This window comes from Thioalkalivibrio sp. ALE25 (genome assembly GCF_000377285.1).
In the GTDB taxonomy this organism is placed as follows: domain Bacteria; phylum Pseudomonadota; class Gammaproteobacteria; order Ectothiorhodospirales; family Ectothiorhodospiraceae; genus Thioalkalivibrio.
Genome location: NZ_KB897925.1, coordinates 68,877 through 90,629, shown reverse-complemented (window position 1 = coordinate 90,629; position 21,753 = coordinate 68,877). Strand labels below are relative to the sequence as shown.

Annotated in this window: 32 protein-coding genes and 1 pseudogene; 22 read left to right on the top strand and 11 right to left on the bottom strand. The window is 63.3% G+C overall.

The genetic code is table 11. The features are described from left to right. Positions 1-3 precede the first annotated feature (3 nt). Positions 4-396 carry a DUF3775 domain-containing protein gene (locus tag C996_RS0100505; RefSeq protein WP_018865536.1) on the top strand — a complete coding sequence of 131 codons (393 nt, stop codon included), beginning with the start codon at positions 4-6 and terminating at the stop codon, positions 394-396. Between the two features lie 29 nt (positions 397-425). Here C996_RS0100505 and C996_RS0100500 read toward each other — a convergent pair whose 3' ends face one another. Further along, a complete protein-coding gene (locus C996_RS0100500; protein WP_081618392.1) occupies positions 426-734 on the bottom strand; it encodes a PilZ domain-containing protein in 309 nt (102 codons plus the stop codon). A 225-nt stretch (positions 735-959) separates the two neighbouring features. Here C996_RS0100500 and C996_RS0100495 point away from each other — a divergent pair, with 225 nt between their 5' ends. After that, positions 960-1,271, top strand: coding sequence for a c-type cytochrome (locus C996_RS0100495; protein WP_018865534.1), 312 nt, complete (start codon positions 960-962; stop codon positions 1,269-1,271). A gap of 18 nt (positions 1,272-1,289) precedes the next feature. After that, entirely contained in the window at positions 1,290-2,585 is a 1,296-nt protein-coding gene (locus C996_RS0100490; RefSeq protein WP_018865533.1) for an NAD(P)/FAD-dependent oxidoreductase, read from the top strand. Positions 2,586-2,896: 311 nt separating this feature from the next. Here the strand turns inward: C996_RS0100490 and C996_RS0100485 are convergent, their stop codons facing one another. After that, on the bottom strand, positions 2,897-3,097 hold the full coding sequence (locus C996_RS0100485) for a YdcH family protein (protein WP_017942660.1): 201 nt from the start codon (positions 3,095-3,097) through the stop codon (positions 2,897-2,899). 133 nt (positions 3,098-3,230) lie between these two features. On the opposite strand from C996_RS0100485, the gene C996_RS0100480 reads away from it, so the two are divergent. Then, a complete protein-coding gene (locus C996_RS0100480; RefSeq protein ID WP_018865532.1) occupies positions 3,231-4,001 on the top strand; it encodes a S9 family peptidase in 771 nt (256 codons plus the stop codon). Positions 4,002-4,177: 176 nt separating this feature from the next. On the opposite strand, the gene C996_RS0100475 is transcribed toward C996_RS0100480, so the two are convergent. Next, entirely contained in the window at positions 4,178-4,918 is a 741-nt protein-coding gene (locus C996_RS0100475) for a ferredoxin--NADP reductase (protein WP_018865531.1), read from the bottom strand. Between the two features lie 114 nt (positions 4,919-5,032). Here C996_RS0100475 and C996_RS0100470 point away from each other — a divergent pair, with 114 nt between their 5' ends. Beyond that, on the top strand, positions 5,033-5,614 hold the full coding sequence (locus tag C996_RS0100470) for a thioredoxin family protein (protein ID WP_018865530.1): 582 nt from the start codon (positions 5,033-5,035) through the stop codon (positions 5,612-5,614). A gap of 167 nt (positions 5,615-5,781) precedes the next feature. Further along, positions 5,782-6,312 (top strand): hypothetical protein, encoded by a 531-nt coding sequence (locus C996_RS0100465; protein ID WP_018865529.1) that lies wholly within the window; start codon positions 5,782-5,784, stop codon positions 6,310-6,312. Between the two features lie 421 nt (positions 6,313-6,733). Here C996_RS0100465 and C996_RS0100460 read toward each other — a convergent pair whose 3' ends face one another. After that, the gene (locus C996_RS0100460; RefSeq protein WP_026279136.1) at positions 6,734-7,087 is read right to left on the bottom strand and encodes a hypothetical protein; all 354 of its coding nucleotides are present in this window, start codon (positions 7,085-7,087) and stop codon (positions 6,734-6,736) included. An 86-nt stretch (positions 7,088-7,173) separates the two neighbouring features. Here C996_RS0100460 and C996_RS0100455 point away from each other — a divergent pair, with 86 nt between their 5' ends. After that, entirely contained in the window at positions 7,174-7,380 is a 207-nt protein-coding gene (locus C996_RS0100455; protein WP_018865527.1) for a hypothetical protein, read from the top strand. A 58-nt stretch (positions 7,381-7,438) separates the two neighbouring features. Here the strand turns inward: C996_RS0100455 and C996_RS0100450 are convergent, their stop codons facing one another. The 3 genes from C996_RS0100450 to nadA form a co-directional block, all read right to left on the bottom strand. Next, positions 7,439-7,771, bottom strand: coding sequence for a DUF5615 family PIN-like protein (locus C996_RS0100450; RefSeq protein ID WP_018865526.1), 333 nt, complete (start codon positions 7,769-7,771; stop codon positions 7,439-7,441). Continuing rightward, on the bottom strand, positions 7,772-7,996 hold the full coding sequence (locus C996_RS0100445) for a DUF433 domain-containing protein (RefSeq protein ID WP_018865525.1): 225 nt from the start codon (positions 7,994-7,996) through the stop codon (positions 7,772-7,774). Between the two features lie 154 nt (positions 7,997-8,150). Next, the gene (gene nadA / locus C996_RS0100440; protein WP_018865524.1) at positions 8,151-9,233 is read right to left on the bottom strand and encodes a quinolinate synthase NadA; all 1,083 of its coding nucleotides are present in this window, start codon (positions 9,231-9,233) and stop codon (positions 8,151-8,153) included. A gap of 136 nt (positions 9,234-9,369) precedes the next feature. On the opposite strand from nadA, the gene C996_RS0100435 reads away from it, so the two are divergent. The 6 genes from C996_RS0100435 to C996_RS0100410 all read left to right on the top strand — a co-directional run bounded on the left by C996_RS0100435 (position 9,370) and on the right by C996_RS0100410 (position 11,920). Further along, on the top strand, positions 9,370-9,801 hold the full coding sequence (locus tag C996_RS0100435) for a hypothetical protein (RefSeq protein ID WP_018865523.1): 432 nt from the start codon (positions 9,370-9,372) through the stop codon (positions 9,799-9,801). Beyond that, complete coding sequence (locus C996_RS0100430; RefSeq protein WP_018865522.1) at positions 9,798-10,337, top strand: protein disulfide oxidoreductase; 540 nt, start codon at positions 9,798-9,800, stop codon at positions 10,335-10,337. Before C996_RS0100435 ends, C996_RS0100430 begins: the two co-directional genes overlap by 4 nt. Before the next feature lie 233 nt (positions 10,338-10,570). Next, positions 10,571-10,822, top strand: a complete 252-nt coding sequence (locus C996_RS0100425) for a type II toxin-antitoxin system Phd/YefM family antitoxin (protein WP_018141477.1) — start codon at positions 10,571-10,573, stop codon at positions 10,820-10,822. After that, complete coding sequence (locus tag C996_RS0100420) at positions 10,819-11,073, top strand: Txe/YoeB family addiction module toxin (protein ID WP_018865520.1); 255 nt, start codon at positions 10,819-10,821, stop codon at positions 11,071-11,073. Before C996_RS0100425 ends, C996_RS0100420 begins: the two co-directional genes overlap by 4 nt. Before the next feature lie 203 nt (positions 11,074-11,276). After that, positions 11,277-11,522, top strand: a complete 246-nt coding sequence (locus C996_RS0100415; protein ID WP_018865519.1) for a type II toxin-antitoxin system Phd/YefM family antitoxin — start codon at positions 11,277-11,279, stop codon at positions 11,520-11,522. Then, positions 11,522-11,920: a type II toxin-antitoxin system VapC family toxin gene (locus tag C996_RS0100410; RefSeq protein ID WP_018865518.1), complete on the top strand. Its 399-nt coding sequence runs from the start codon at positions 11,522-11,524 to the stop codon at positions 11,918-11,920. The genes C996_RS0100415 and C996_RS0100410 overlap by 1 nt, the downstream gene beginning before the upstream one ends. A 154-nt stretch (positions 11,921-12,074) precedes the next feature. Here the strand turns inward: C996_RS0100410 and C996_RS0100405 are convergent, their stop codons facing one another. Beyond that, the gene (locus tag C996_RS0100405; protein WP_018865517.1) at positions 12,075-12,941 is read right to left on the bottom strand and encodes an SUMF1/EgtB/PvdO family nonheme iron enzyme; all 867 of its coding nucleotides are present in this window, start codon (positions 12,939-12,941) and stop codon (positions 12,075-12,077) included. Positions 12,942-13,194: 253 nt separating this feature from the next. Here C996_RS0100405 and C996_RS0100400 point away from each other — a divergent pair, with 253 nt between their 5' ends. Beyond that, positions 13,195-13,764 (top strand): GspH/FimT family pseudopilin, encoded by a 570-nt coding sequence (locus C996_RS0100400; RefSeq protein WP_018865516.1) that lies wholly within the window; start codon positions 13,195-13,197, stop codon positions 13,762-13,764. Between the two features lie 47 nt (positions 13,765-13,811). Here C996_RS0100400 and C996_RS0100395 read toward each other — a convergent pair whose 3' ends face one another. Beyond that, complete coding sequence (locus C996_RS0100395) at positions 13,812-14,225, bottom strand: type IV pilin protein (RefSeq protein ID WP_018865515.1); 414 nt, start codon at positions 14,223-14,225, stop codon at positions 13,812-13,814. Positions 14,226-14,406: 181 nt separating this feature from the next. Here C996_RS0100395 and C996_RS0100390 point away from each other — a divergent pair, with 181 nt between their 5' ends. Genes C996_RS0100390 through C996_RS0100375 form a run of 4 tightly spaced genes read left to right on the top strand, consistent with a single transcriptional unit; the run spans position 14,407 to position 18,391 of the window. Further along, on the top strand, positions 14,407-14,943 hold the full coding sequence (locus C996_RS0100390; RefSeq protein WP_018865514.1) for a GspH/FimT family pseudopilin: 537 nt from the start codon (positions 14,407-14,409) through the stop codon (positions 14,941-14,943). Then, positions 14,937-15,785: a PilW family protein gene (locus C996_RS0100385; RefSeq protein ID WP_081619715.1), complete on the top strand. Its 849-nt coding sequence runs from the start codon at positions 14,937-14,939 to the stop codon at positions 15,783-15,785. The genes C996_RS0100390 and C996_RS0100385 overlap by 7 nt, the downstream gene beginning before the upstream one ends. A gap of 24 nt (positions 15,786-15,809) precedes the next feature. Continuing rightward, entirely contained in the window at positions 15,810-17,009 is a 1,200-nt protein-coding gene (locus C996_RS0100380) for a PilX N-terminal domain-containing pilus assembly protein (RefSeq protein ID WP_018865512.1), read from the top strand. A gap of 50 nt (positions 17,010-17,059) precedes the next feature. Further along, positions 17,060-18,391 carry a prepilin-type N-terminal cleavage/methylation domain-containing protein gene (locus C996_RS0100375; RefSeq protein WP_018865511.1) on the top strand — a complete coding sequence of 444 codons (1,332 nt, stop codon included), beginning with the start codon at positions 17,060-17,062 and terminating at the stop codon, positions 18,389-18,391. A 115-nt stretch (positions 18,392-18,506) separates the two neighbouring features. On the opposite strand, the gene C996_RS0100370 is transcribed toward C996_RS0100375, so the two are convergent. Further along, positions 18,507-18,977, bottom strand: a complete 471-nt coding sequence (locus tag C996_RS0100370; protein WP_018865510.1) for a tetratricopeptide repeat protein — start codon at positions 18,975-18,977, stop codon at positions 18,507-18,509. 264 nt (positions 18,978-19,241) lie between these two features. Here C996_RS0100370 and C996_RS0100365 point away from each other — a divergent pair, with 264 nt between their 5' ends. Continuing rightward, positions 19,242-19,649 (top strand): prepilin-type N-terminal cleavage/methylation domain-containing protein, encoded by a 408-nt coding sequence (locus tag C996_RS0100365; RefSeq protein ID WP_018865509.1) that lies wholly within the window; start codon positions 19,242-19,244, stop codon positions 19,647-19,649. 329 nt (positions 19,650-19,978) lie between these two features. On the opposite strand, the gene C996_RS0100360 is transcribed toward C996_RS0100365, so the two are convergent. Beyond that, positions 19,979-20,215, bottom strand: coding sequence for a group II intron maturase-specific domain-containing protein (locus C996_RS0100360; protein WP_018865508.1), 237 nt, complete (start codon positions 20,213-20,215; stop codon positions 19,979-19,981). A 245-nt stretch (positions 20,216-20,460) separates the two neighbouring features. On the opposite strand from C996_RS0100360, the gene C996_RS13875 reads away from it, so the two are divergent. The 3 genes and pseudogenes from C996_RS13875 to C996_RS0100350 all read left to right on the top strand — a co-directional run bounded on the left by C996_RS13875 (position 20,461) and on the right by C996_RS0100350 (position 21,595). After that, on the top strand, positions 20,461-20,691 hold the full coding sequence (locus tag C996_RS13875; RefSeq protein ID WP_081623655.1) for a type II toxin-antitoxin system Phd/YefM family antitoxin: 231 nt from the start codon (positions 20,461-20,463) through the stop codon (positions 20,689-20,691). A gap of 1 nt (position 20,692) precedes the next feature. After that, positions 20,693-21,079: pseudogene (locus tag C996_RS14690) on the top strand (type II toxin-antitoxin system VapC family toxin). A 204-nt stretch (positions 21,080-21,283) separates the two neighbouring features. Next, positions 21,284-21,595, top strand: coding sequence for a nucleotidyltransferase family protein (locus C996_RS0100350; RefSeq protein ID WP_018865506.1), 312 nt, complete (start codon positions 21,284-21,286; stop codon positions 21,593-21,595). The last annotated feature ends 158 nt before the right edge of the window (positions 21,596-21,753 follow it).

Genomic DNA, 21,753 nt, shown 5'->3' with positions numbered 1-21,753 from the left:
ACGATGGCCGTCTCCCTTGGCATCCCCGGCGAGACTCTGGAACGGCTGATCCAGGCCGCCCGCGAGTTCCACGCCAAGGAGGACGTGGTCTTCCCGGATACCGGCTCCGAGGGCAGTGACGACGACTGGGCCCTGCAGGTGCTGGCCGACCACGCCAGCGACCTGACCCTGCAGGAGCTGGAGGGCACGCTGCGCGACCTGGGCCCGGAGCAACAGGCGGAACTGCAGGCGCTCAGCGGCGTCGGGCGCGGGGATTACGCAGTCACGGACTGGGATACCGCACTGCAGGAGGCCCGCGACGACTGGAGCGCGGACACCGTGCACTGGCTGCTGACGAACCCGATGATCGCCGACGAGTGGGCCGCGGGCCTGGAACAGATCGAGCGCGAGGACTAGCGCGTCCGCCTCGGGTATCGGGGCAACCCCTATTCGAGCTCCTCGGGATCGAAGCGCACGGCGATGCCGCCGTCCATCACCCGCACCACCTGGGCCTTCACGCGCGGCGCCTCGCCGCCATCCCCGAGCATGCCGAAGACCTGGAGCATCAACTCGTCATCCGATGCGAGCTTCATCAGGTGCCCCACACAGGCGTTTTCCGGATCGTCCCACTGCAGGAAGGCTCCGCCGCCGGAGATGTCGTTGGTGGTCAGGGTCACCGTGTCCCCGCTTTCGCACTCGGCCACGACCTCGACCGTCATCGGGATCCGTGGATGACGACGCCGTTCCCCTGTCATGGCACTCCTCCTGGTGGCAGATGCCTCTGCGATGTATCGAAAAGGCGCTTTGTGTGTGCTATACGGTCTCCATGATCGTTGGTTTTCGCGATCAGGCGCAACTACCGGGCTCGAACCCGGTGGCGCAAATCACAACCCGGATCACCACACCGGGCCCGAGGATGAAGGCAGTACTCCACAGCTGTCGCTCGCAAAAAGCCACTTCTAACGGAGGAGTCCGTTCCAATGAAGAAATCGCATTTGTACCTGGTGGGGCTTGCCGCCTCGCTAGCGATGGCGGGCACTGCTACCCAGGCCCTTGCCGACGACGAAATCACCCGGGGCCAGCTGATGGCCGCCTCCTGCAAGGCCTGCCACAACGCGGCCGGCGCTCAGGAGGGTGTACCGGATCTGGGCCGGATTCCCGCTGATGTCATCGAGAGCCAGATGAGGGCATTCCGCGACGGTGACCGTGACGCGACGATCATGGATCGTCACGCCAAGGGCTACACCGACGAGGAAATCGAAGCGATGGCCGGCTACTTCAGCCGCTTCTGATCAGGGGGGAATCACATCATGCATGACTTTACTCGACGCAATTTCCTGAAGGTCGCCGGCATCAGCAGTGCCGCGGCCTTCGCTGGCATTGGCTGTGCAGCCAACGGCATGCGCGGGGCCGACAAGGCTCACGTCGTGGTCGTGGGCGGCGGCTCCGGCGGCGCGACCGCCGCGAAATACATCAAGCAGTTCTCGCCCGACATGCGCGTGACGCTGATCGAGCCGAACGCCACCTACCACACCTGCTATGGCAGCAACTGGGTGATCGGCGGCTTCGCGGACATGGACTTCATCGCCCACGGCTACGACACCCTGCGGGATGACTACGGCATCGAGATCGTCCAGGACCGGGTGACCGCGGTGGACGCCTCCGCGCGCAGCGTGCGCCTGGCCGGCGGCGACAGCATGAGCTACGACAAGCTGGTGATGTCCCCGGGGATCGATTTCCGCTACGACGACATGCCCGGCATCTCCGAGGCCGACGCCGACCGTGTCCCGCACGCCTGGAAGGCCGGTTCGCAGACCGAGCTGCTGCGTTCCCAGCTGCAAAACATGCCGAACGGCGGCGTGTTCGTCATGGTCGCCCCGCCGAACCCGTTCCGCTGCCCGCCGGGGCCGTACGAGCGGGTGTCACTGGTCGCGAACTACTTCAAGCAGGAGAAGCCGCGCTCCAAGATCATCATCCTGGATCCGAAGGATGGCTTCTCCAAGCAGGGCCTGTTCGAGGAAGGCTGGGCCGAGCACTACGGCGACATGATTGAATGGCGCGCCGGCTCGGAGGGCGGTCGCGCCGAGGAAATCGATGTCGACAACATGACCGTGCTGGCCGACAGCGGCTTCGAACGCGTCCGTGCCGACGTGCTGAACTTCATCCCCGCCCAGCGCGCCGGCCAGATCGCCCACGACGTGGGCCTGACCAATGACGAGGGCTGGGTCCCGGTGGATCAGCTCACCTTCAAGTCGGAGATGGACGACAACATCTACGTCCTGGGGGATGCCAGCGTGGCGGGCGCCATGCCGAAGTCCGGCCACTCGGCCAACAACCAGGGCAAGATCGTCGCGGCCGCGGTCGTGCGCGAACTGTCCGGCCAGGAGCCGATCAACCCCTCCTCCGCCAACACCTGCTACAGCCTGGTCACCCCGGACTACGCGATCAGCGTGGCCGCGGTCTACCAGTACAAGGATGGCGCGCAAGCAGGGGTCGATGGTGCCGGTGGCGTCAGCCCGTCGGGCGCCAGCTCCAGCTTCCGAAGCCGCGAGGCGCAGTACACCCGGGCCTGGTATGCCGGGATCACTCAGGACATCTGGGGCTGACCCCAGCCGTTCCATCACGGAACGCACTCGAACGGCGCCTCCGGGCGCCGTTTTTTTTGCTCACCACGAAGCACACGAAGGCACGAAGAAGGTCAAGGTCAAGGGCGATTCACAGGAAGGCTGGAAGAGCGGGAAGAAAAACAGATTACTTTATGTGTCGTGAGCCCCTGATCTGACCGACGGGTAAACGCTTAACAGAACGATCTGGGCCCAAGGCCTATAGCCTTGCCTTTCTTCCTGTCTTCTAATCTTCCTGTCACGCGCTTTGCTCTCATGCGCGCCCCCGTCCGCTTCGTGGTGAATATCCCGGGTCAGGCGTTGAGGTCGGGGATCAGCCGGCTGCGCAGGCGCTGGATCGCGTCCTTCAGTTGTAGCTTGCGCTTCTTCAGGCGCTGGATGGCGAAGATGTCGGGTGCGGCCTGCTCGTGCATCACGCCGATAGCGGAATCCAGAGCGCGGTGTTCGGCCTCCAGCTCGGCCAAGCGTGCGCGAATCTGACTTTCGGTTTCCAAGCCGGCCCCCAGTGGTCCCGTGAAGTGGTGGCCGCATGGCGGAAGAATCCCGCATGGCCATTCGGATCCTCAAACCCGTATGATCGCAGACCGTCCCCGGCGGGACCATAGCCGCCCTTCAGGAGCCTGCTCGATGGCGATCCACAACACCCCCTTAACCATCCAGACCCCGCGTGGCCCCCGTCTGGGCGGCGTACTGGTCGCACCCGAGGCGGATGCCGTTCGCGGTCAGGCCTGCATCGCGCACTGCTTCGCCTGCTCCAAGGACTTCCCGGCGACGGTACGGCTGGCGCGCGCCCTTGCCGAGGAAGGCATCGCCACCCTGCGTTTCGACTTCATGGGCCTGGGTGACTCGGAGGGCGAGTTCCGCGACAGCACGCAGGAGACCTACTGCGAGGACCTCCACTCGGCGCTCGAGGCGCTGGAGACCTTCACCGGGCGGCACACCAACCTGCTGGTCGGTCACAGCTTCGGCGGGGCCATGGCGATCCATGTCAGCGCGCAGCGCGAGACGCTGGACGGCGTCGTCACCATTGCCGCCCCCAGCCGGCCCGGCCACGTCGCCCACCTGTTCGGGGACACGGCCGACGAGATCCGGCGTGAGGGCTCCGCCCGGATCAACATCGGCGGACGCCCCGTGGAGATCGGCCGCGCCTTCATCGAGTCGATCGAGGAGCCGACCCTGGACCACGCACTCGACACCCTGCAGCGGCCGCTGTTGCTGCTGCACGCACCGGGCGACACCGTGGTCAGCGTCGATCACGCCCGCAAGATCTTCCAGCAGGCGCAGCACCCCAAGAGCTTCGTCGCCCTGCACCAGGCCGACCACCTGCTCTCGCGACCGGAACACACCCGCTACGTGGCGGGCCTGATCCGCGCCTGGTCGGCGAACCTGCTGGACTAGCCCCAGCGCAAGCCACAGCCCGTAGGAGGCCAGCCCCCTGGCCGATCAGGCGCCGGCAAAACCCCATCGGCCAGAGGGCTGGCCTCCTACAACATGGCCCCGGGAGCCTGTCGAGTTTGGGCGATCTTCGCGAGCGCAGGGCGAGAGGGCCGGCCCGAATCCAAAAAGCCCCGGGCCTACCAATAGTTCTCGGTGGTGATATGCCCCGGCTTGCGCCGGCGATTCTTCGCCAGGCCGCGCTCCTTCAGGATCGCGGTCGTGTCCTGCACCATGGCCGGGTTGCCGCACAGCATCACCTGCGAATGCTCCGGGGTAATCTTCAGGCCCGCGTGGTGTTCCAGCCGGCCCTCGGCGATCGCGGCCGGCACCCGCCCTTCGAGCCCCCCGGGGAACGGCTCGCGACTGACGAACGGGATGTACTGAAACCGCTTCGCGTCGCGCTCCTGAAACTCCCGAATGGTGTCCTGGTAGGTAAGTTCCTCCGCCTTGCGCACCGCGTGGACCAGACGGATATTCTCGAAGCGCTCCCACGGGGTGTCTGTCTTCAGGATGGACAGGAAGGGTCCCAGCGCGGTACCGGTGGACAACAGCCAAAGGTCGCGACTGTCGGGGAGCTCGTCCAGGGTAAAGAAGCCGGTCGCGCGCGGCATCAACTCCACCTGATCACCCGGCTCCAGCTGCACCAGGCGGTTGGACAATGGGCCGTCCGGCACGGTGATCAGATAAAAATCCAGCGGGGTCTCGCCCGGGGCGTTCACGTACGAATACGGCCGTCCCACCATCTCCCCGTCGATCTCCAGGCGCAGGCGGTTGAACTGGCCGGCCTTGAACGGCTCGACCTCGGCATCCACGCGCAGCGAGAACAGGCGGTCCGTCCACTGCTTGCGCTCCTGTACGACACCGGTCACCCAGCCCATATTCCCTACTCCATTACTCAGGTACTGTTCAAAGATTGCGGTCGCAGTCGGAAGGTTTCAAGCATCCCCGGCCAACGCCGTATAATTGTCGCAAATCCGACCACTGGAGCAGTCATGGCCCGCACCCCCTCGCAGATGATCGAACTCGGTACCGAGGCACCCAACTTCTCCCTGCCGGACGTCGTCTCCGGCGAAAACGTCAGCCTCGACAGCTTCCCCGACGCGAAAGGCTACATGATCGCCTTCATCTGCAATCACTGCCCGTTCGTGCAGCTGATCCGCCACGAATTCGCGCGCTACGGTCGCGAATACTCGAACAAGGGCATCGCGGTAATCGCGATCAACTCGAACGACATCCAGGCGGTGCCGGACGATGCCCCGGACAAGATGAAGGACGACGCCCGTCGCTTCGGCTACAACTTTCCCTACTGCCTCGACGAGGACCAGTCCGTCGCCAAGGCCTACCACGCGGCCTGCACCCCGGACCTGTACCTGTTCGATGCCGAGCGCAAGCTCTTCTACCGCGGCCAGTTCGACGAGACCCGCCCCGGTTCCGACACCCCGGTCACCGGCCGCGACCTGCGCGCCGCCAGCGATGCCCTGCTCGCCGGCCAGCCGGCACCGGAGCCGCAGCACCCCAGCCTCGGTTGCAATATCAAGTGGCGCCCCGGTAACGAACCGGACTACTTCGGCTGAACAGGAGGCTCGCTTGAAACGAGGACGACCCCGGGGGCTGGCCCGGTGGGCCCGCCCCTGTGGGAGCGAGCCTGCCCGCGAATGGCCCCGCCCTCATCAGCCAGCAACCCAGGCGTTCGCTACCGCCCGCCGCATGCCGCCCCGAACCCCCGGATGAGGGTCGCCAGATGCCTCCCAGCAACGTAATCGACGGCCCCCGCATCGCCACCTGGCGATGCCCGTCCTGTCAGGAGGCGGTACCGCGCCTGCTGCCGAATGGCGAATCGAACCGCATCCCGATTCCACCGGAGCGCATGGCCCTGCCCGACACCACCGTGCAGCAGGCCTGCGCCCGGGTGCAGGGGCTGCGTGCGCCCGAGATCTGCTACGCCTGTGATCAGGCCTACCAGGAACTGCTGGGGACGCTGGTGCGCCCCCCAGCCGAGCTCGGCGACGCCCGCGGCGAGCCCGGATTGAACGACACCGGCATCATCGGCGCCCTGTTGCCCATCGCCGACCAGGGCACGCAGATCCTGATCTTCAACGTGATCAACGACGAACTGCGCTGCACCGAGATCGAACGCCTGATCAGCTTCAACCCCGACCGCCTCACCTACCCCGGTACACGCGGCGCCATCGCGCCGCGCATCTGGACCCTCTACGAAGACCACCTGGCCCAGCTGCACGCTCGCGCACCGACGCCCTACACCCCCGACTAGGAGGCCACAGGGAAAACTGACCCGTCATCGCGTGACGTGCAGCAGCGAGCCGCGTGGACAGCCCCGACGCCGAGCCAGGCAACCCTCAGCGGTTGCGTCCGCAGATGGCCACGGCCCCTGACGGAGCCTCGCCATGACGCGAACTGCGAGAAGCATCGTCATCGCGAGACGCGCAGCGCCGTGGCGATCGGTCGGAACCAACCCGGGCGCGCCCCTCGCGATCACGCCCGGGTATCCCCGATCACCCCTCTCGACGTCATCCCGGAAACCGCGCAGCGGTTATCCGGGATCTGACACGCCCGGTCAAAGTAACCACCGCAGATCCCGGCTCTCCGCTTTGCTGCGGCCGGGATGACTCGGGATTCGCAAGGCAATGCCTCGCGTCTTGAAGAACACTGGACGGGACGCGCCGACATGCCCCTCAGGCGCCTTCGGCATCCACCCGCGCCAGCATACGCATCCCGCCAACCATGCAACGCAAGGCCTCCAGGGCCTGTAGATCCAGCTCCGCGCCGGTCTCGGCGGGCAAGCGCCAGTATTTCGGGCGGCAGGTCGCGGGCCGATGTTCGGGCATGGCGCGGGCGGCGGCGGTGTCGACCGCCACCAGCAAATCGGCCCAGGCCAGGTGATCATCCGTCAGCGCGCCCATCGCGCGCGCCGGACGTACCTCGATCCAGTCCTCGAACTCGGCCGCCGCGGCCAGCTCCGCCACGCGCGCGGCACGCCCGTCCGGGCGTTCCGACGCCACCAGCAGACGTGCACGGCGCTTAAACATCTCCGCCACCACGCAGGTGCTTTTGAATGGCATCACAGGCCACCCTCAGGCTATAACTCAACTGATGGAAACGGAGAACGGACGCCATGGCCCACCTCGACTGGTCGCAGTACCCGGTAAATGAACTCAAGCTCGTCTACAGCACGCTGCATGCGCAGCTCACCCTGGAGCCCGATCTGATGGATTCCGAACTGATGGCCGACCTGCAGACCCACCTGCAACAGGCCGCGAAGGCCGACGGCGTGGACGTCTCTACCCACTCCCAGTGGGCCGCCTGGCTGAACGACCGCTAACTTCAACTCCACCTGAGTAGACGTGGTGTCAGGACTCGCTCAGCGAGGGGCCGCTCGCTCAGTCGACTTCAATCAGCGATTCGCCGTTCTCCAGCGCCCGGAGCACGCGAGGTAGAAGCGGCTTGAACCATTCGAGCAAGGCCGCTTTCCGGGTATTTCCGATTCGAAGCCAGACGACGGCTGGATAGGCCCCCGAGTCCGCGGAGCGCCACACGGCGAAATCCTCATCCTTGGTCACGATGACGGCCCCCGTTCGGAGAGCTTCCGCCCAGATTTCTTTATCGGAAGCCTCAAGAAGTCCGACATCCGCAACATGCTCGGCCGCAACACCCTGGTCAACGAGCCAACGCGCAAGGGCCGGCGGCAGCTGAGCGTCGACCAGGAAGCGCATTCAGGCGACGTGAAGAACAGGGTGATCCGTTTGACGCGCGGCAAACCGCAACGCCTCGGTAATGTCTTCGCCCGTCAGGTAGGGGTAGTCCTCCAGAATTTCCTCCCGCGAGGCCCCTGCCGCCAGAAGGTCAAGGACATCCCGCACTCGCATCCGGGTGCCGCGGATGCAAGGGCGTCCACCGCAGATTTCCGGATCAAAGGTGATGCGTTGCAACTCGCTCATGATGGCCTCCTGCGCAGACGACCAGAGAATGTATCGACGAAGTGTATCGTTATCGGACCAATGCTGGAGCAAACGGGTCCGCGAATGTCATGTTCGCCAGAGTCGGGCGCGGGCAGGGGCTTCGCCTGCAAGCAGGCTCCTACAAGACACCTCGTCAGGCGTCGCCTTCGGTGGCCTTGCGGTGTTCGGCGGCGAAGTCGAGCATGCGCTGCGTGGCCACCAGGGCCTTCTGGCGCGCGGTCTCGTCGACGAAGATCTCGTTCTTCGCGGGTTCCGCGGTGTCTTCCAGCGTGTCGGCCAGCGAGACCAGGTCGTTCATGGCCATCCACGGGCAATGGGCGCAACTGGTGCAGGTGGCGCTGTGGCCGCCGGTGGGGGCCTCGATCAGGGTCTTGCCCGGCGCCGCCTGCTGCATCTTGTAGAAGATGCCCTTGTCCGTGGCGACGATAAATTCCTGTTCCGGGCGCTCCTTCACCGCCGCGATCAGCTGGCTGGTGGAGCCGACCACATCGGCCTGATGGATCACCTCGCGCGGGGATTCCGGATGCACCAGCACCGCAGCGCCGGGATGACGGCCGCGCAGGTCTTCCAGCGCCCAGGAGCGGAACTCGTCGTGCACCACGCAGGAGCCGTCCCACAGCACCATGTCGGCACCGGTGGTTCGGCGGATGTAGTCGCCAAGGTGTTTGTCCGGGGCCCACAGGACCTTCTTGCCCTGATCGCGCAGGTGCTCGACCAGCGGCACGGCAATGCTGGAGGTGACGACGTAGTCGGCCTGCGCCTTCACGTCCACCGAGGTGTTGGAGTACACCACCACCGTGTGGTCCGGATACTGGGCGCGGAACTTCGCGAACTCGTCGGCCGGGCAGCCGAGATCCAGCGAGCACTCGGCCTCCAGCGTCGGCATCAGCACGCGCTTCTCCGGACTCAGGATTTTGGCGGTCTCGCCCATAAAGCGCACCCCGGCCACCACCAGCGTCTCGGCCGGGTGCTCCTTGCCGAAACGCGCCATCTCCAGGGAGTCGGCCACGCAGCCGCCGGTCTCGTCCGCCAGACGCTGCAGCGACTCGTCCACGTAGTAATGGGCCACCAGCACCGCGTTGCGTTCGATCAGCAGGCGCTTGATGCGGCGCACCAGCTCGTCGCGCTGGGCATCGGTCAACGCGTGCAGCGAAGCCGTCACGTGGGCCGTGCTCGGCACGTGGTAAAGCGGCTTGTCGGCTACGGGTGCGTTCATGATCCCTCGCTCTCCGAAGCAGTCGGAGAAGATTATCGTCTGCTTATGGTACGACAGGCCCCGGTGTGCTGTCGTTCCTGCAAATTGTGGGGGCGTGCCCGCGTAACCCAAGCAGCGCGCCTATAATGCCCGCCCGATGGACGAGCTCACCCGCCAATACAAGGCGCTGTCATTCGAAGAGCGCATGGATCTGGCCCTCTCCGGAGCGCTGGAGGAGCGCTGGCGACCGTTGCTGGTCCGCGACCAGCACGCCCAGGTGAAGGCCTACTTCTCCCGGCGCATGGACCTGACCCCGGAGGAAGTCGCGCTGCTTCTGGCCGACCCCAACCAGACCGTACGCCTGAACTGCGCCAAGCGTCCGGACCTGACCCCGGACCAGGTCGAGGCCTGCGTGAACGATCGCGACCCCAACCTGCGCTACTTCGTCGCGCGTAACCCTCTGCTGACCGAGGCCCAGCGGGAACGCCTGATGGACGACGAGGACGAACTGGTACGCATCGCGGTGCGCAAGGGCCCGAAAAAACGTGGCACCCGCGCCCGCCCCGGACAAGCCGAGATGATCCGTTGACCGAAACCACGCCCGAGAAACCGAAACGCCCGAAGCCCTCCGGACGCCGACGCGCGCTGTCCTGGGGTATTCAGATCGGCCTGGCGCTGGTGATCTTCCTGGCCGTACGCGCCTGGATGGCGCGCGACATGGTCGAGGGCCCGGCCCCCGAATTCGAGGCCCAGCTACTGGATGGCACGCCGGTAACGCTCGCGGATTACGCGGACGAGCCCATGCTGCTCCACTTCTGGGCCACCTGGTGCCCGATCTGCCGGCTGGAGGAAGGCGAGATCGTGCGCCTGTCGCAAAGCCACCCGGTGCTGACGGTCGCTATGCAATCGGGCGTGGAAGAAGAGGTGCTGGACCACCTGAACGAACGCGAGCGGGAACTGGCCGTGATCAACGATCCGCAGGGCACCCTGGCCGCGCAGTACAACGTCCGCGGCGTGCCGGCCACGTTCATCATCAACCCCGACGGCGACATCGTCTTCCGCAAGCAGGGCTACGCCCCCCCGTTCGAACTCCGCCTGCGCCTCTGGCTCGCCCGCTGGCTGTAACAGCCTCCAGTAAACGGTGCAGTTCGCTGCGCTCAGTGCATCCTACGCGCCGCAATCCAACCGTAGGATGCGGTTGAACGGAGCGACACGCATTACCCCCCAACGTGCGCCCCCGGCTGGTACCGAGCAGCTCCCATAAGCGTCCATCAACGATGGTCCGTTCGCTTGCTATGGCTCACGCCGAATCGTACATTATCCCGTACATGTACAGATCCGGACCCAAGGGGTACTCCATGGACGCCATTAGCTACACCGCAGCGCGGAGCAATCTGGCCAAGACGATGGAACAGGTCTGCGAAGACCATTCCACGATTATCATCACCCGCAACAAAGCCCCCTCCGTGGTCATGATGTCACTGGAAGACTTTGAGGCGCTACAGGAAACGGCCTACCTGCTTCGGGCACCAGAGAATGCTCGGCGCCTGCTTGCCTCGGTCGCCGAACTGGAGCAAGGGGGAGGCAAGGAGCGGAGCCTGGAGGAGTGAGGCTACTCTTTGCTGAACTTGCCTGGGAGGACTATCTCTACTGGCAACGACACGACAAGAAAACCCTTCGCCGCGTGAACGAGCTCATCAAGGCCATCCAGCGCGACCCGTTTACGGGCATCGGGAAGCCCGAACCCCTCAAGCACAACCTTGCCGGCTACTGGTCCCGCCGGATCGATAGCGAACACCGCATCGTATACAAGGTGGACGACGGAACCCTGCTGATCGCGCAGCTCCGCTACCACTACTGACCGGAAGCATCGGATGCGCCAACGTTCGCGACCAAGCGAACGGTGCAGTTCGCTCCGCTCAGTGCACCCTACGCTCAAGAAACCCCTCGTAGGATGCGGCTGAGCGCAGCGAAACACATCAAAATGATCGTGGCCGGCAACCCAGCTTCTTGACCACCAACGCACTTTAGTTACACTTCAAAGTGTAACCAACGGAGGCCGTCATGGAAGCTACCACCAAGGACATGCGCCTGCACAGCCGCGAGTTGCTTGCCGCCGTGGACCGAGGGGAGGAGATCGAGATCACCTATCGGGGCCAGCTGCGCGCCCGACTTGTCCCCTACCGGGCTCGCAGTGAAGCGACCCAGGCGCGCCCCGCACATAACCCGCTGTTCGGGCTCTGGCGCGACCAAACCGGCCCGGTCGACGAACACATCCGCCGGATCCGGCAACCCAGGAACTTCAAGTAATGCTAGTGGACACGGATGTCCTGATCTGGAATCTGCGCGGGAATCAGCGAGCCAGCGAATGGCTCGACAGCTCGCCGGGATTCACAGTGTCCGCAGTCACCTACATGGAACTCGTCCAGGGGCTGCGCGACCAGTCCGAATTCCGCGCGCTGCGCCAAGCCGTCCAGTACTGGGATGCCCGCATCCAACCGGTAAGCGAAGCCATCTCGAACCGCGCAACCTTCCTTGTCGAGACCTACGCCCTCAGCCACAACATGCAGATGGCCGATGCGCTGATTGCGGCGACCGCCACACAGCTGGGCTTGCCACTCGTCACGGCCAACGATCGGCACTATCGGAACATCGAGGGCCTGGAGATCCACCTGTTCCGACCGGAACAGGGCAGCGCCCCACTGTAGGAGGCCAGCCCTCTGGCCGATCGGGCCCGGCCTACGCCCCATCGCCCAGAGGGCTGGCCTCCTACACAAGACCCAAGCCTCGCCGCAGCGCCGAACCGTTCCCCGCAGGGGGCGCGCCTTACGCGCGAAGCCCCTGCCACCGCCAGCCCGGGGCCTACGCCTCCAGCTCGCGCAGGACGCGGAAGCCCAGGTTGGTATCCATCTCGTCGATGTTGCGGCGGCGCCGGGCGGCGCTGCGGGTATTCACGGCGGCATCGAACCAGGAACCGCCCTTGGTGACCACCCACTCGTTGTCCGGATCGCGACGGTAGACGCCATCGCGCGGCAGGCTGGCATGGCTGTCATGCCATGGCGTGGAGGTAAACTCCTGCACATTGCCGTGCATGTCGTACAGCCCCCAGAGGTTGGGCTGAAAGCTGCCCACATCCAGCGGCCGCGACAGCGGGAAACACGCCGGGATGTACCACTTGCGCCGCTGGCGCCGCTCCTCGTAGGGGAACAACGAGTTGAAGTGCACGTCGCGGCACCCCACCACCTCGCCGAACGCGAACGGCGTGCGCGTGCCCGCCCGGCAGGCGTATTCCCACTCCGCCTCGGTCGGCAGGCGATAGCGCTTGCCCGTCTCCTCGCTCAGCCAGTCCAGGTACTGCTGGATACTATCCGGCTTGATATTGAAGATTGGCATGCGCGGCGTACTCGGCCACACCAGCCACTCCCAGGGCTCCCAGCCCGTCGCCGCCTGGAACGCCTCCCACTCCTCGCGCGTAATCGCGTAGCGCCCCAGGGCGAAGGGCCGCTCCAGCGCCACGTAGCGGCGCGGCCCCTCGTGCGGCTGATGGCCGTACTCCGAGGCATCCGAACCCATCTCGAACTCGCCGGGCGGGATCACCTGCAGCTCCGGCGTCGGCGCCCCAGAGCGGGCCTCGTCGCGAAACGTGACGTCCAGCCTTGCCGCACGCGCCGCCTGCTGCTGCAGATCCAGCAGATCCGCCTGATCCATCCGCTGCACGTCCTTCACCATGGGCCCACTCACCTCCAAGACCTTCGATTTCGCAGCAGACGCTACATCCCGTCTCTGCCAGCCCTACCCCGTCATTGCCCTCTCCACCCCGTCATTGCGAGCGAAGCGAAGCAATCTCCCGTCGAATGCACGGCGTCCAAACAGAACCATAGCCACCATGCCTGTCGGGACCTTTGACTTGTAGGCAACCTGCCACCGGTAACGTTCCAGCGTCACCCGGGTTGGCGGATGGCCCCGCCCGCCGTGCTCGTCTATGCTCACGCCTGCACGCGATCTCAGGGAGGAGACGACGATGCGGAATTGCAAGGGAATTACAGCCATCGAGCTGATGGTCACTCTGGGTGTGCTCGCCATTCTGGCCACGCTCGCGGCCCCCGCGTTCAGCGAAATGCTCGAACGTCAGCGAATCATCGGCGCCACCAACAGCCTGCTCAACGCCATGCACCTGGCCCGCAGCGAGGCGATCAAGCGGAACGAGCGCGTCACGCTGTGTCCATCCAGCGACGGCGAGACCTGCCGCGAAGACGGCGACTGGGCCTACGGCTGGATCTGGTTCGCCGACCCGACGCACTCGGGCACACGCTCCAACGAGGACCCGCTCATTGGTTACGAGAGTGCAGAGTTGCAGGACATGCTTTCGATCACGGGTAATGCGCCTGTCAAGGACTACGTATCCTACGTCCCGCGCGGAACAACGCAGCGCATCAGCGGCGCTTTGCAAATGGGGAGCTTCAGCGTCTGCAGCAGCTCCTACTCCACAGCCCGCCGCGTCATTGTCAGCAGCGTGGGGCGCCCGCGCTCAGCTTCGCTGGATAGCTGCTGACAACCACGGCGCGGGGCGATGCCCCCATGTGACCAAGCCCTTTACCATCACCAACATTCATCGCGCGAGGGCTTCGCGTTCCGCTCTGCCGCACCGCCACTCACAGTCAGGGAAATCTCGGAACAGGTGTCGTTTGTCTGCCAGTTCCTGGGGGAGGCCGTGATCGTGTAGCCGGAAGCCGAAACATCGGACAGCACCAAACTGTAGTGCTCGTCGTCGGAGAGGATGCCATCTCTTCCCAGCGCCGACAGATCGGTAGCATAAGTCGGGTTGTTGGCCCTGAATCGCTCCTGCGCGAGCTGGATACTCATGAGAGCATCGTGCGCATCGGCCCTTTGCGCCTTCAGGACGTAGTTCTGATATGCGGGATAGGCGATCGCGGCCAAAATCCCGATGACGGCGACCACGATCATCACCTCGATCAGTGTAAACCCGCTCATCCGGGCGTGTGTCTGTTGCATCGCGGTTTCTCCCTTGGCATGAAGACTTGCTTCTGAATTGATTGCACCACAAGTCGGTAGCCCCGCATTCATCCAGGTCGCCGAATGGTCTCTTTCGACCCCTGAGTGGTCACAATCGTCCTCTGCCACGATATCGCAATCCGTATAATAGGGGTCAGGCATAACTCCTCCGGATTCGCGCATGGCCAACCGCTCCTCCAGCCCGGGCTTCACCCTGATCGAGCTCGTGGTCACACTAGCGGTCATGGCTATCCTGCTGGCTGCGTCTGTGCCCGTCTTCAATATGATCGAGCAACGACGTGTCGTAGGGGCGGCAGAAAGCGCTCTACACCAGATCCAGATTGCCCGGACCGAAGCCATCAAGCAGGGTCGCGATATCTACTTCGTGTCCGAGGCTGGGTCCGAGTGGTGCCATGGGATATCGGAATCTCCTGACTGCAGCTGCTCGGTAGAAAACTCATGCACCGTCCGTATGGCGGGCACCGAAGACCCGGTCGAAAGAACTGTTCGCGCCAATCAGTTTCGAAACATCGATATGCCTGCAGGTGACCTCGAGATCCAGTTCAGTCACGTCCGCGGCACCGCGGTCTCGGGAGCCCCGGCGACCTTGGAATTCTCCTCCCCGAAAGGCTACGGAATGGAGGTTGAAATCAATGCCATTGGCCGCCCAAGCGTATGCGGGACAGATAACGGCAGAGCGGGGTACAGGTCATGTTGAAAGTCCATCAGGGCCCCCAAAAGCTGGGTGCTTTATCTCGCGCCCCGGCGCCTGCGCGCAGTTATGGCTTCACACTTGTGGAGTTAATGGTCGGCATCCTGGTTGCCACTTTGGTGATCGCCGCCATCGCAGCGCTGTACATCACGGTCATCCGCGGCGCGATCTTCGTCACACAGGAGGCTCGCCTCACGCAGGAAACACGCGTGGCAATGGACATGATGATCAACGACATCCGACGGGCCGGGTACTCACACACAAGCCGCGTGCAGCAAAATGCAGACGAACTCCCGGATAATCCCTTCATGCGCGCTGACGACACACCGATCCGCGACATGAGCATCCATGGAGGTGACTGCATACTGGTTGCCTACGACCCAACGTTTACCTATCCCGCTGACGATGACCTTCCGTACGACTTGACCGACCTACAAGGCGACAACCGCCAGTATGTCTTCGGCTACCGCCTTGAAAGCGGTGCGATCCAAATACTCAACGCACCACGCGACCAGACATCCAGCGGCGTTTGCGATGAAAGCAGCGGCTGGGAATCCATCACGGATCCAGACACGACATCCATTATCCGGCTACGTTTCTCTACAGCGGGATCCATCTGCATGAACGCCTCCACAGCAGACGGCGACTATTCCGAGATCACCAGCACAGCCAGCACGGCGCCGGCTTGCGCGACACCGCCCAGTGACACCGAAGCGGGAGACGTGCTGGTCGAAATGCGCCGCATCAATATCCTGCTGGAAGCCGAGCACGCCCAAGACTCGACGACCCGAACGTTCCTGAATGAAAGCGCCAAAGCCCGAAACCATCGCGTGATCTGGGCGCCCTGACCTGGAACGCCGGAGTGCATTGACATGTACGCAACAAGAGCCAACCACCATCGTATCGGCCACCGAATGGACGGCGTCGCATCGCTCCTGATCGCGCTCATCATCATGGTTGCCGTGACGATCACCATTATTTTCGCCGCACAGACGTCCATACTGGAGCAGCGCATGTCCGGGAACGAGATCCGGGCCAAGCAAACCGCCGCCGCCGCCCAGAGCGGGCTCGAAACCGCCATGGACCACATCCGCCGCGGCAACTACGACCCATCCTCGGTCAATGACAACGCCAATGGCCCCTACAGGGTCGCTTACTACAGCCTGGACGATGCCCCCACTGGATGCAGCAACACCGCTGCCGGTTTTGTGGCACCCACCCTCCCCACGGACTTCGACAACCGCGAGTTCGTGGTCATGGCCTGCGGCTGGAGTGACGACGAATCGGCGTCGCAGGCGGTATTGATTACCATGAAAGCCGGGCCATCACTCGGCAACCCCCCGAACAACCCCATAATCACCCGCGGCGGCGTCGACATCCGCGGCAACGCCGAAGTGTTCAACGCATACAACAACCTGACCATCCGCACGGGTAGCGCGGTAGATATATCCGGGAACGCGGGGACTACATTCATGCGCCAACTTACGGAACAACCACCGGCACTTGATGACCCAGTCCCCGGCCCCGGCAGCAGCATCTACCGGGAGATGTCCAACAAGGATCGAATCGGGGTCGACGTACTCGACTACGACCCGTCCATGAATATACCAGATGACGAGTTTTTCGAGCGCTTCATGGGCGCGCCGCGAGAAGAATACCGAGACAATCTCGTAACGCACCACTTCGAAGAGGGTGAGTTTCCCGGCAACCTCGGCCCCGAATACAACGGACAGACCATTTGGGTCGATGGTGACATTACCCTCGAGGGTACGATCGGAACCCGGGAAAACCCAGTCGTAATGGTGGTCGATGGAAACGTAACGGCCCGTGGACAATTCGACGAATTTCACGGTGTTCTTTATGTCAAGGAGGAACTCGTTGCCACGGGCAATCCCGAGTTCTACGGAGCCGCGATCATCGAACGCAACACCACCATCCTTAACGAAGCGGATCCAGATTTTATCGCCGGCAACCCGAAATTCATTTTTGACCCCGTCGCGGCCGGTGGCGCTAGCAATGTTGGCCGTCGCGGCGCAGTAACGGGCTCATGGCGCGACTGGCTCTCCCAATAACGCGCCCCATGCTCAACGCCCCGCTAGTGACGGGGAGAGAGGAACATCGAATGAACCACGCATCGAAGGGACAGCTCAGCTCGCGGACCAAAGGGGTCACCTTGCTCGAGGCCTTGATTGCGCTGGCCGTCGTGTCAGTGGGGCTGCTCGCCATCGCCAAACTGCACGGTGAACTCATCACCGGCGCAGCCGAAACCAAAACCCGATCGGAGGCCGTCCGCCTGGCCAGCGCGGAGATCGAACGGCTTCGGGGCAATCCGACTCGCCTGGCGGCAGAAAGCAACACAGACACCCATGAAGGCACTAATGCCAACTTCGAGATCGAGCGATCCATCCTGATCCACCCCGACGCAGGGACAAACCCCGCCCTGCACACCGCCCAGGTAACAGTCTCCTGGGATAGCCCGTGGGGGCCGCGCGAAAGCGTCGAAGTCGCCAGCAATATCGCATGGGACGACCTTGGCGACATCGGCAACATCGCCCGGGGTCGGCTGCCAGGAGGCGAACAAGACGGCCCACGATCGGGCCGCGAGCTCACAGGGCGCGAGCCACTGGACCCCACCAATCCGGACGTTACAAGTAGAACCGTCTTCGAGGATTACGAAGAACGTTACAGCGACGAAGATGGCCGCCGGCAGATCGTCCGCGCGGACGACGTGATCATCGAGATCGCGGATCCCGATGGGATCGGCTTCGCATCAATCTCGGGCTTCGTGTTCCGCACGAGCGACCACGCGGACCTGGACCTCGAAGACTTCGAAGTTGTCCGCTCCGATACACGAACCGTTCAGGCCTGCATCAATAATCGCATCGATGCCGCCGATGTCACGTTTGAAGGGGGCTCGGTCGCCAACGTGCTAGGGCTAACGGGCCCTGGCGCGAGCGTTTTTAACGGCAATGCGGTCATGTTTTATCAATGTTTTGCGGGCTCCAACTGGTACGGGAACACCGAGCTACTGCGCCGGGAGTTTAGCGCCACCGGCCGACAACCCACTTACAACGTCTGCCTAGGGGACCCGGACGACACCGAACCGACAGGTTACCCTGCAGTGGACTGGGGCTCACGCCACCTCATCGAGATTGATCGACGCCGATATCGCGCCGAAACCTCCAACCGCGGCATTAGGCAAGGGGTTGAACTGGGCGTACAAACCGGACTCACCGTTCCGCAAGAGGCTCTTCCTCGCGAGGATTTCTACAACCCGAGTGAGGCTGACGACGACTTCGGACACCACTTCGTGCTGGCCGAAAGCGGCCAATGCGACAACCTCCCGGAAGGCCTGAAGGAGCTCCTTACGGCCAACAAGAACATCGGTCAGAACTACTGCTTTAACCCGACCGGAGATAACCACGACGAATCCTGCTTGGAGCCCGGTTTTTAGATCCAGCTCGTTTGGGATTTTTGGGGCGCAACAGGGTGGGCCGGTTTCGGCCGACCCGAATAGATAAAACGACCTTGTGAAAAGATAAATGGCCTGTCGCTACACCTCTTCGGCGTCAGCCGGAGGGCAAGCCTGAAGCGAGCGCGTCCAGCTGACGAGCCGAAATCACATGCCCCTTCTTCGCACTGCGCTGAAGCCACGCAAGCCCCTCACTTCGGTCAGCAATGCACCCCTCGCCCGAGATATAACAACGGCCCAGCCAATGCATTGCGTCCGGGTGGTCCTTCTTGGCGGCCCGGCTTAGCCATTCCAGCGCCGACTCCGGATGCCCCGCCTCCAGCAGCAAAAGTGCCAGATCGTTCATCGACTCCGGCTCGCGCCGATCCGCCGCGACAAGTACCGCGAGATCGTCCTCCGTCGCATCAAAGAGCAAATCCGAACGCAGTGCATCGACGGCAATGAGTGCCCGCTGTAACGGCTCGTCCAGATTTCGCTTCCACTCCGGGTGCCCGGCAACCCGACGCCAAAGCGTGCGACGGGCCAGGCCGGTGACGCGCATCGCCGTGTCGATGGAGATCCAATGCATGACCGTTTCTCTCGTTGGTTGCCTCAATCGTACACCACAGGTAAATCCGCACCATATCGCAGCACCCACCTGTGCCGAACGTATTGCTTGGCACAGGTTGTCACTGCGACAAGGGGTTTGTAACCCGTGCCAAATGGGCGCTCAAATGGGCCCCAGGGGCTGCAGGCTCGCCATGCCGCCCCAATCTCCGAGTTGGCACGCCTCCTGCTTGTTCTCTGCTGCGCTCCAAAAGGACGCCTCCAACCGAACACAAGGGGAACCACCATGCAGAAGAAGACCGCCCAACAGGGCTTCACCCTAATCGAACTGATGATCGTCGTCGCGATCATCGGCATCCTGGCTGCTATCGCGCTGCCGGCCTATCAGAACTACACCGACCGCGCCGCCGGCGGGGCCGATCTAGCCGAAGCCCGCGGCGTCCTGACGTGTGTCGCAGAAGCAATTCAAACTGGACGCGACACAGATGCTGATTTCTGCTCCACCGAAGCGGTTGAGGCGGACCTTGATGGCACCGCCCCGAATTGGACAGGCGCAACTATCAGTTCTGACAGCAGTGGCCGCGGCACGATCACCCTTAACGTGAACGAAGAAGGCACCGTTGCCACCTGCGTCGCCGATGGCTACGGTGATCAAGACATCCGCGGTTGCACCGACGAAGCAGATCCCGCGTAACGGGCGAAGAAGAATAAGCAACGGGGACAGATTTATTTAGTCCTGAGCACGACCAAGCCCTGGCGTCAAGTTGATGCCAGGGCTTTTTCTTGGCTAGGGGTCAAACGTTGCCTTTTGCTCCGAACGACTGCTAGCCGGACAGCGCGAGTCAAAAGGCATATTGTCGGTGACGTGACGCTGCATCCCGCGCGCGCTGCACGCCTTCATCCCCGGGCCGCGAAACCGCGAAGAAAACGGGGGCTGGGTGGCCACGGGTGATTGCTCACCCGCGGCTCCCACAGATCCGGACGTGCGCGATTGACGCATCCGGCTCCTCGGTGTAGCAAATGCTACGTGGCGTACACACGGTGAACCACGCGTGCAGGCTGGAGCGGGTGACGCTGGAGCAGGCGGTTGAACTGGATCCAGTTCAGTTGCGCCGCTCGGGATCGGCGGCTGAGCCACTTGCGCCAACGGCCCTGAACCTCGAAGCGCAGACGTTGCAGCGCCTTGACGTTCCCGGTGATGCCAAAGTAGGCATCATGGCCGCGAAGCTTGCGATTCAACACCGTCCGTTGTTCCACCACCGGAAGGTGGCGGTTGCGGAGCCTCGGGGTCAAACCTTGCCTTTTGCCTGAAACTCAGTGAGAGGCTGGCCCGCCACTGTTTCCAGGATGACGCCGTTTAGAATCGAGCCTTCGGGGTCAAACCTTGCCTTTTGCCCCGGGCCTGGGTGAGACCCACTCGACGAAATGGTCTACAGGAACGATTTGATTAAATCGTTTCCGGCACATAGGCTTAGTCATACGACTTAGTCGGATTAGGCGAGCTCATGAGCACAACAGTCAACGTACACGAAGCAAAGACGCACCTGTCGCGACTGCTGAAGCGCGCGCATGATGGCGAGGAGATCATCCTGGCCAAGTCAGGCCGGCCGTATGCGCGGCTGGAGCCGCTGGCATCCCCTCCATTACAGCGCCAACCCGGGCGCATAACGGGCCAGGTCGAAGACGCATTCTTCGAACCCTTGCCGGAGGATGAACTCGCCGCTTGGGAGAAATAGTGTGCGAGTCCTGCTCGATACCCACGCCCTGCTCTGGTGGTTAACGAACGATTCGCGGCTATCGTCACGCGCTCGGGAAATTATTGGGGACTTGGATAACGCTGTCATGGTAAGCGCCGCCAGCGCATAGGAGATTGCGACGAAGCATCGACTGGGCAAACTGCAGATTGGCGGTGTAGTCATCCAGCGCTTTGATGAACTCGTCACCGCAGATGGCTTTACGCATCTGGCAGTGAACTACTCGCAAGCGATCCACGCCGGGACCTATTCTGTCGACCATCGCGACCCGTTCGATCGCATCCTAGCTGCCCAGGCAGAGCTCGAGCAGATCCCATTGCTGACCACCGATCCGGCCTTGCGCGACTTCCCGATACGCTGCATCTGGTAATACAGGAACCGGGGAAAGGTTTGTTTTCCGTCTACATTCCTGCTGGTGTTCTGGACCCTCGAACGGCGCACCCCTGCCCGTAGCCTGCTCCGGAGGGTGTACCCCTCTCAGCGGGCCAGCCGGGGCCTCAATCGAGGCATAGCCTTCTGGCTGCGCTCCAAGCGTGACTGTCGTATCGTAATAGCGGTAGGAGGCTTGGGCATCATGCATCCATTGATTCGACAACATCTCGACGCGCTCGAATCGGCATGCCGTGACTTCGGTGTGTCGCGGCTGGACGTTTTCGGGTCTGCGGCTCGCGGGGAAGATTTCGACCCTGAACGTTCGGACGTGGATTTCCTCGTGGAATTCGGGCCGGAGCAGACCGGATTGTCCCTCGAGCAATTCCTCGGTCTGCGCAGAGAGTTGAGCGACATTCTTGGACGGCCCGTGGACTTGGTGACACCGCAAAGCGTGACCAATCCGTATGTCCTCGCGGATATCGAGCGAACCCGGGAAGCGGTCCATGCGGCGTGATCCGCGGGCGTACCTTTGGGACGCAAGCGGAGCCTCGGGGTCAAACCTTGCCTTTTGCCTGAAACTCAGTGAGAGGCTGGCCCGCCACTGTTTCCAGGATGACGCCGTTTAGAATCGCGTGGCCCGGGGATCCGAGATCACGAACCCAAAATAACAAA

Coding starts and splice junctions, on each gene's coding strand:
- C996_RS0100395 (WP_018865515.1), bottom strand. CDS start 14,225: ATGCAACAGACACACGCCCGGATGAGCGGGTTTACACTGATCGAGGTG.
- C996_RS0100465 (WP_018865529.1), top strand. CDS start 5,782: ATGCCTCCCAGCAACGTAATCGACGGCCCCCGCATCGCCACCTGGCGA.
- C996_RS0100460 (WP_026279136.1), bottom strand. CDS start 7,087: ATGTTTAAGCGCCGTGCACGTCTGCTGGTGGCGTCGGAACGCCCGGAC.
- C996_RS0100470 (WP_018865530.1), top strand. CDS start 5,033: ATGGCCCGCACCCCCTCGCAGATGATCGAACTCGGTACCGAGGCACCC.
- C996_RS0100400 (WP_018865516.1), top strand. CDS start 13,195: ATGCTCACGCCTGCACGCGATCTCAGGGAGGAGACGACGATGCGGAAT.
- C996_RS0100450 (WP_018865526.1), bottom strand. CDS start 7,771: ATGCGCTTCCTGGTCGACGCTCAGCTGCCGCCGGCCCTTGCGCGTTGG.
- C996_RS0100495 (WP_018865534.1), top strand. CDS start 960: ATGAAGAAATCGCATTTGTACCTGGTGGGGCTTGCCGCCTCGCTAGCG.
- C996_RS0100500 (WP_081618392.1), bottom strand. CDS start 734: ATGACAGGGGAACGGCGTCGTCATCCACGGATCCCGATGACGGTCGAG.
- C996_RS0100410 (WP_018865518.1), top strand. CDS start 11,522: ATGCTAGTGGACACGGATGTCCTGATCTGGAATCTGCGCGGGAATCAG.
- C996_RS0100385 (WP_081619715.1), top strand. CDS start 14,937: ATGTTGAAAGTCCATCAGGGCCCCCAAAAGCTGGGTGCTTTATCTCGC.
- C996_RS0100365 (WP_018865509.1), top strand. CDS start 19,242: ATGCAGAAGAAGACCGCCCAACAGGGCTTCACCCTAATCGAACTGATG.
- C996_RS0100375 (WP_018865511.1), top strand. CDS start 17,060: ATGAACCACGCATCGAAGGGACAGCTCAGCTCGCGGACCAAAGGGGTC.
- C996_RS0100370 (WP_018865510.1), bottom strand. CDS start 18,977: ATGCATTGGATCTCCATCGACACGGCGATGCGCGTCACCGGCCTGGCC.
- C996_RS0100445 (WP_018865525.1), bottom strand. CDS start 7,996: ATGAGCGAGTTGCAACGCATCACCTTTGATCCGGAAATCTGCGGTGGA.
- C996_RS0100435 (WP_018865523.1), top strand. CDS start 9,370: ATGGACGAGCTCACCCGCCAATACAAGGCGCTGTCATTCGAAGAGCGC.
- C996_RS0100475 (WP_018865531.1), bottom strand. CDS start 4,918: ATGGGCTGGGTGACCGGTGTCGTACAGGAGCGCAAGCAGTGGACGGAC.
- C996_RS0100490 (WP_018865533.1), top strand. CDS start 1,290: ATGCATGACTTTACTCGACGCAATTTCCTGAAGGTCGCCGGCATCAGC.
- C996_RS0100415 (WP_018865519.1), top strand. CDS start 11,277: ATGGAAGCTACCACCAAGGACATGCGCCTGCACAGCCGCGAGTTGCTT.
- C996_RS0100505 (WP_018865536.1), top strand. CDS start 4: ATGGCCGTCTCCCTTGGCATCCCCGGCGAGACTCTGGAACGGCTGATC.
- C996_RS13875 (WP_081623655.1), top strand. CDS start 20,461: ATGAGCACAACAGTCAACGTACACGAAGCAAAGACGCACCTGTCGCGA.
- C996_RS0100480 (WP_018865532.1), top strand. CDS start 3,231: ATGGCGATCCACAACACCCCCTTAACCATCCAGACCCCGCGTGGCCCC.
- C996_RS0100425 (WP_018141477.1), top strand. CDS start 10,571: ATGGACGCCATTAGCTACACCGCAGCGCGGAGCAATCTGGCCAAGACG.
- C996_RS0100350 (WP_018865506.1), top strand. CDS start 21,284: ATGCATCCATTGATTCGACAACATCTCGACGCGCTCGAATCGGCATGC.
- C996_RS0100455 (WP_018865527.1), top strand. CDS start 7,174: ATGGCCCACCTCGACTGGTCGCAGTACCCGGTAAATGAACTCAAGCTC.
- nadA (WP_018865524.1), bottom strand. CDS start 9,233: ATGAACGCACCCGTAGCCGACAAGCCGCTTTACCACGTGCCGAGCACG.
- C996_RS0100405 (WP_018865517.1), bottom strand. CDS start 12,941: ATGGTGAAGGACGTGCAGCGGATGGATCAGGCGGATCTGCTGGATCTG.
- C996_RS0100390 (WP_018865514.1), top strand. CDS start 14,407: ATGGCCAACCGCTCCTCCAGCCCGGGCTTCACCCTGATCGAGCTCGTG.
- C996_RS0100380 (WP_018865512.1), top strand. CDS start 15,810: ATGTACGCAACAAGAGCCAACCACCATCGTATCGGCCACCGAATGGAC.